We start from the raw sequence: 6,358 nt of genomic DNA, 5'->3' as shown, positions 1-6,358 counted from the left end.
ATACGTTACCTCAAGAGGAAAGGGTTTTGTATAAGGTGAAGGGTTTTTAACTTCAACATTGACCCATTTAGTCTCAGCGGGAGGCGACAAGGCACTATTATTTGCATTGACGCAGCTGCTTAGTATAAAAACGGTAAAGCAAACTAATGATAGTTTAATTATTTTATGCATCTTCAACCTCCTCCTCCCCATAGTAAGCGAATCGCTCAAGAGACTCACTGCCTTTTTCCATTGAAAGCGTGGGGTTTAGTGAATTCTCTAACAAACTTTCCAGCTCAAGAAATATGATATTCCTTTCAAACTCGCTCTTAGGAATTTCATGAATTTCCTTTGACATCTGTTCCTGAAATCTTTTTATCTTATCGTGGTGCTCAGTGAATTTATGCTTTTCACTTAATCCTTTGGCGTCGATAAGCTCAAGCAACTTGTTGTTTATATAAGGCATATAAGCTGTCATAAAATGCTCCCCAAAAGTGAGATCGGCACCTCTCTCAGGGTTTTTCCCATCAGGGAAATATTTATCTAAATCCGATTTTGTCAAAGCGGCATTAAATGTTTTTTGTTTTTTTCCTGCCTCTTGGGCAGCCTGTTCCGCCAGTGCAGGTACCAGATAAAGCTTAACTTTTATCGGCAGCGTTTTTTTTATCGTTATGCATCCGGCGGATTGCGGACGACTTGTTTTACAATCTTTCCACTCCCGGCTTTGTGTGGTGGTAAGAAATACAACCGGCTTGCCATGATGCCAGAAACAATCCCCCCACTCTGCAAGTTGCCATGCGGCAAGCTCAACGGTTGACCACACTCCCCCCAATACGCCCCCGACGGGCCCCCATAATTCATAAAGCACATTGTCGACATTAGCTTCGGGTGGAACAGCAGGAATAGGATCATTATTATTCACGTGGCGGAAGTGAACAACATTCGCCAGTTGCCCTACAGCATCCCGGGTAAACGTGCGCGGCATTCCGTAAGTATATAAAAGTGGATCATAATTTTTTAAGAAAGCCGCATGAATTAAGGCTAATGCACCACCCAAGCTATGACCACAAACGAAGACCTGTAAGTTGGGAAATAAATCTTCCATTCTTTTAATTTCATCTTGGAATTTTTTATCAACCCGACAATAACCATTCCAGAACCCTGCATGTACCTTTCCTTTTTCAAAAAGGGTTGTACACTGCGCTTTGGTAATATTGCAACTTTCAGTATCTATCGGGCGGAATACAAGATCTGTTCCTATATCATATATCCCGGCCGTCCCTCGCCAGGCAATGATAACCTTTTTGTTATTATACACATAAAATAGCTGTGTATCGCCGTCTGCATTGGTCGCAGCGCTTTTGTTACTTGCATTCGTTTTTGGCAGGTTAGATGTATCTCTGGACGTATCCATAAAAACCGGGGGGAAATAGCGGTCACTGAATGGAACATCCTGAACCAGGGCATTGTAAGCGAATTTATCCTTATACAATTTCGGTATTTGTGATAAATCCTGACACTGGCTAATAAAAAATTGAGTTATAGATGCTGTATCCAGAAAATTATCATCGACATAGGCTAATGATGAGGTAACCCCCAGATTAATTGCATTTGCCATTGAATAGTCTTTCTGATGGTGTAAAATTAGCTCCCATGCTCTGAAAGGGCATATTTCAATCACATGCCTTTTTTCTAATTCATTTGTTCTTATTTTAAACCCTTTAAGCGATTTATCACGAGGGAAATGAAATGGGGGTGGATAAGGCTCCCCTTTCCTTTTCTCAATATCCGGGTACGTCCGGCACAACTCGCCTATCACTGCATAGTGCCAGATATATCCATTACGCTCAGCCTCTTTACGCACCAAAGAATCTGTAGGTTCCCTGCTTATACGTAAGAAGCGTTTTTCCATTTCTTTCGCCAGGGCGTTAGCATCAATACTGAATGTTAACTCAGACCCATGGCGCATTTCTATTTTGATAAGACCACCGGCATCACTTTGGCCTTTAAGTTCCTTTTCATGCCCACTATGGGACGCACTGTTTTCTGCCTGCCATGGCATACCCGGCACGGCTTTTCCTTCTTCATCGACTAACTGGATTTCAACCCAATAAGGCGTTTGTTCCCTTGCAAACGAATCAGGAAATTTTTGTTTAACGGATGTAGTTACCATAATTATTCAGCATCCTTGCTCTCAGGTTTATTACGTGGGAACTCTATTTTAAGTGCCGAAGGCATTGAGGTATAAATCACTGCGGTTTTACCTTCGGGGTCAGAGATTCCTTCAAATACCTCACCTTCTCCTGTAGTAATTCGGTACGTTGTAAAAGGCATAATTCTCCCTGTCTCCTGTGATTTAATCGTATAACCCTCACCAAAGACTTTAGGGAAAGTTGGGAGTGGTACATCCAGACTCGTTGCCCCCATCTTCTGAACATTCATTGCTTTCAGCAGAATATTGCCGGGGCAACCCAGTTCGATATCTCCGCCGCTAAGCTTGATATAAGCCCCACCACAAGTCAGTACCAGTTCCTGACTGGCATTCCCCGTAATTTTTCCTTCTGTGCTACGGAGCGTGATATCTTTTAATGCTGTCGCGTTCAGTTCATCACTCTGAGCCTGAATGTCTACTTTGCCTTTTCCGGCAAACATTTGCATACCGGCACCCTGAGCAAACAGGCTTACTGTATCACTGGCTGCCACGGTAAAAGATTTACCGCAGCTGATGTCTGTGTTCCCTCCCGACATCACCCCTACGCTCTCACCGCCCGAAGCCAGACGTATCGCTTTTGGGCTCACCAATCCGATACCAGCAGGGGCACTGGCAATAATGCCTGCCGCTTTCAGATGCTCCAGCGACTGGTTCAGCGCCTTCTGGCTGGCTGTGTCCCCTGGGGTGGCCTTTGCTGTTCCAGCTGCCTTAGCCAGGCTCCTCGCCAATGTTAACGCCTGCTCCAGTTGCGCTATTGCTTCATCCATTTCCAGCATCTGACCACTGGCCCCCGGCTGGTCATCTGCCGTGAGTAGAATACCCTTACCCGCCCGGATCACCCCCCACTCGTCCGTGCGCAGCTCAAACCCTTCCCCGCGCAGGGTGCGGGCGGCATCCACGTTGTGCCCGAGGTTCAGCTGCGTTTTGCCGCCGTACTCGGTGCTGAGCTTGATGTGCTCCTCGCCGCGTTTGTCTTCCATGCGGAATTTGTTATTGGCGGGCGTGCGCATCACGTTGCGCGTGTTGTTTTTATCCGTGACGTGGTCAACGTGGCGGGAATCATGCAGCGCATGCGCAATGTAGGGGCGGTCTGGGTCACCGTCATGGAAGGCGATGGCGACTTCCGTGCCCTGTATCAGCGGGAAGTGAAACCCATACACATCGCCGCCGTAGGGTTTCGCCAGACGCACCGGCATACTCTCCTGTCCCGGTTTTTTTTCATCCTGGTCAGCATCGAATTTCACCCGGTACAGCCCCGCTGCATCCTGCCAGGCGTAGATGTCATCCGCTTTGGCGCTGGTGACCCGCGCCATCAGCGTGCCGCTCACGGTCGGGCGCGGCAGCAGGGGCGGACGCCAGCACAGGGTTTCGCTGTAAGGCGCGGCGGCCAACGTCACTTTTAGTGCCTCTTTACGACTGGCAGTGAATCCTGTACGGATCAGTACCATCGGCAGGCTCAGTAATTCCGGCAATGTGGAAGGCACCGTACTGTCGGTTATCGTCAATACCTGACCGGGGCGGAGCGTAACATCCGTGCTGATGCCGGTGATCAGCGTCTGATTGGCTAAAAAACGTTCATGATCCAGCCGCGCCAGGAAGTTGGCGGTTTCCGCGGCCGGGTCGAGCTTATCCCCGGTGTCCAGATGGCGCGGTTTGTAGTGGTACACTTCGCCATAGGTAATGCCCTCCCCGTCACCGCGCGTCATATCTGCCCTGGCGGACTGCAAGACTTTCTGCGCTTCCCGGTAGTTGTAATCTTTGGCGGTGACGCCGGCTTGCACCACGTTATGGCGCACGTTCAGTCCCCAGACTGACTCTGTTCCGTTATCGCTCATGCCTGACGGGCTGTTCAGCGGCAGGGTTTTCCCAAACTCATAGGCACTCTGTTTGTCGGCAAAATGCACCACTTCGGTCTGGGTATCGGGCTGCAGGGTAAAGAAGTAAAAGATGCCCACTTCAGAAAGCAGGCGCTGGATAAACGCCAGGTCGCTTTCCTGATACTGGTTTATCTGTTCACGCCGCGGATACGTCTGTTTCAGGATGAACTCATATTCCCAGCCCTTCAGGTTGTGCTCATCCAGGATTTGCGTGACCACTTCCGGCACGGATTTATTAACGAAGAAACGGTGGGTGCGGAATTGGTTGCCCAGCAGGGCCAGGAAAGGTTCGACAATAATCTCGTACATAACCTGATCATGTGAACCTGATATACGCCTAAAATGTGTCACTACACCGTGTACCACTTTTCCCGTCACTGGGTTTAGCAGGTCTCCCAGCCCCATGCTCAAGGTGGCGGGTTTATTCAAAAACATGTCAGCGGTGAGCGCTAGAGGAGGAGTGGTAAATTTAATGGTGTAATGGTACAAAACACTCAGTTGCTCCAGCCCTTCAAATCTTTCTACATCCATCGGATAAGGACAGGATGGAATAGTCAGGCTATAACGATTGAGCGTTGTTCCAGTCAGCTTAGATAATATATTCATTTTTAATTTTCTGCCTATATACTGACATTATGTCATAAGATTAATCAATGCTGGGTGACAGGGAATCATCAGTAGTAATCATCCCATTCATCATAGATATGAGAATTCCCAAACTGATAAATTAAATAGCCTATAATAAATAAAAAAACCGCCCCACCTCCCCAATAGAATCTGTCTATATTTGATGAGATGAAGAAAAACCAGATAGAGCCTATCATTCCAAAGGATCCTAAAGTCAACCCCACCCCACAGACAATTCTGGAAATTATTATCAGCACTACTTTATTTATTTTCATAAAAACAATCCCGTACCTAAACTATCGCGCACCAGAATTTAATCAAATGAAAGTTAGTGGTTATCAAATTCATTGCTAATGTTATTCAGTCCAAATCTGAAAATCAGGAAGCCGGTATACGCTTGGATTAAGCAATATAGCCCCCAGTAAATGCGATAGTCATTATGCGAGAAAAATAGAAACCATGCGCACCAGAGCATTCCGGTTGAACCCAAGCCTAAGCCCAACCAGCGTATCGCCATAGATAGCAGGGTAAGTGCTGTTTTTTTCAAATCCATAGTTCACCAGGAGAGTGGGCGATTTCACTAAACGCTTTCTGGCGACGATTATTATTTCTTCAGGTTAATAATAGTCATCCCATTTACTTTGAATATTAGGAAAGGCAAATCGATAGATTAGATATCCTGTGAAAATCAATAAGGCCGATCCACTGCCCCAATAAAACCTGTTATCACTCTCTGAGAAAAAAAAGAACCAAAAAAAGGAGATCATCCCAAAAGCAGTCAATGTTCCTGCGATGGCACAAGAAGCATATGAAATTATCACTATAAAGACTCTTCTTACATTCATAAGCCACCAAAGAAGTGTTTGCAAATTTTATTAAATTCTTCCGGGTTTACATCATCGATCTCGTAAGCCTTTTCAAATGGCCTGACAGTATCCTCAACAAGAAAATATAAAAGATCCAGGTCTCCCGCATTTTTTAATTTATAGTAAATTGAAGGATTTCTTTCACGTAAATATCTGGATGTATAGATTGCTCTGGATGTTTCGGATCCAACCGTGAGTAATACCCCGGCCATTGTTCCTGCAAAAAGAGCTGTTACAGCACGGGTTGTAATCGCCTTACCTATATTGACCCCTGTTAATTGTGAAAATGACATTTTCCCAACTGTAGTGCCGGCAATTTTTTTTACTATGTTGGTCACCTTTTCTATATCGATACGTGAAGAAAAATCATCCATAAACACGCTGATAGTTTCCTCAACTGCTTCTCTATTTAACTTACCCGATTTAACCAATCTGGCCATTCTCATCTTGTCATCAAGGTTTTCCCTTCTGTGATCGGTATCTATATAGTCATAGCCCAGATAATAAAAGCTGACTGGAAATGAAATAAATCCTTTTGCTACTGCCCCAAAGAAGCCAGAACCATCGATGTTAATTGCATCCAGCATATCCTGGGCAATTTCTTTTGCACTATCCATATCGGGTATCCTTTATTTTTCAGAGAAGTAATCAAAATTCAGCATAACTTCTTCCTCTTCCCCTCTGCGCCAGACGCTGCGGATAGCCTCTGCGTCGTCCTGCCTCTCCTTTTCAGACACGCTACCGCCCTTCGCTGTGAACCAAAGCGCATAAGGCCGATGCCCGGGACTGTTGTGCTG

Annotated in this window: 3 protein-coding genes; all 3 read right to left on the bottom strand. The window is 46.0% G+C overall.

Annotated elements, in window-relative coordinates:
- Window positions 1-163: 163 nt before the first annotated feature.
- Window positions 164-2,152, bottom strand: a complete 1,989-nt coding sequence (locus tag CYR52_RS21885) for a lipase family protein (RefSeq protein ID WP_101829433.1) — start codon at window positions 2,150-2,152, stop codon at window positions 164-166.
- Between the two features lie 2 nt (window positions 2,153-2,154).
- A complete protein-coding gene (locus CYR52_RS21880; protein WP_101829432.1) occupies window positions 2,155-4,674 on the bottom strand; it encodes a DUF2345 domain-containing protein in 2,520 nt (839 codons plus the stop codon).
- Between the two features lie 862 nt (window positions 4,675-5,536).
- Window positions 5,537-6,178 (bottom strand): hypothetical protein, encoded by a 642-nt coding sequence (locus tag CYR52_RS21870; protein WP_101829431.1) that lies wholly within the window; start codon window positions 6,176-6,178, stop codon window positions 5,537-5,539.
- Window positions 6,179-6,358 lie beyond the last annotated feature (180 nt).

Origin of the sequence: Chimaeribacter arupi, assembly GCF_002858805.1 — a bacterium.
In the GTDB taxonomy this organism is placed as follows: domain Bacteria; phylum Pseudomonadota; class Gammaproteobacteria; order Enterobacterales; family Enterobacteriaceae; genus Chimaeribacter; species Chimaeribacter arupi.
Note: the sequence above shows the minus strand (reverse complement) of the source record. Positions and strands in the feature narration are given on the sequence as shown.

What these genes read in the sequence shown, in the direction of transcription:
- CYR52_RS21870 (WP_101829431.1), bottom strand. Translation starts at nt 6,178, where the DNA reads ATGGATAGTGCAAAAGAAATTGCCCAGGATATGCTGGATGCAATTAAC.
- CYR52_RS21880 (WP_101829432.1), bottom strand. Translation starts at nt 4,674, where the DNA reads ATGAATATATTATCTAAGCTGACTGGAACAACGCTCAATCGTTATAGC.
- CYR52_RS21885 (WP_101829433.1), bottom strand. Translation starts at nt 2,152, where the DNA reads ATGGTAACTACATCCGTTAAACAAAAATTTCCTGATTCGTTTGCAAGG.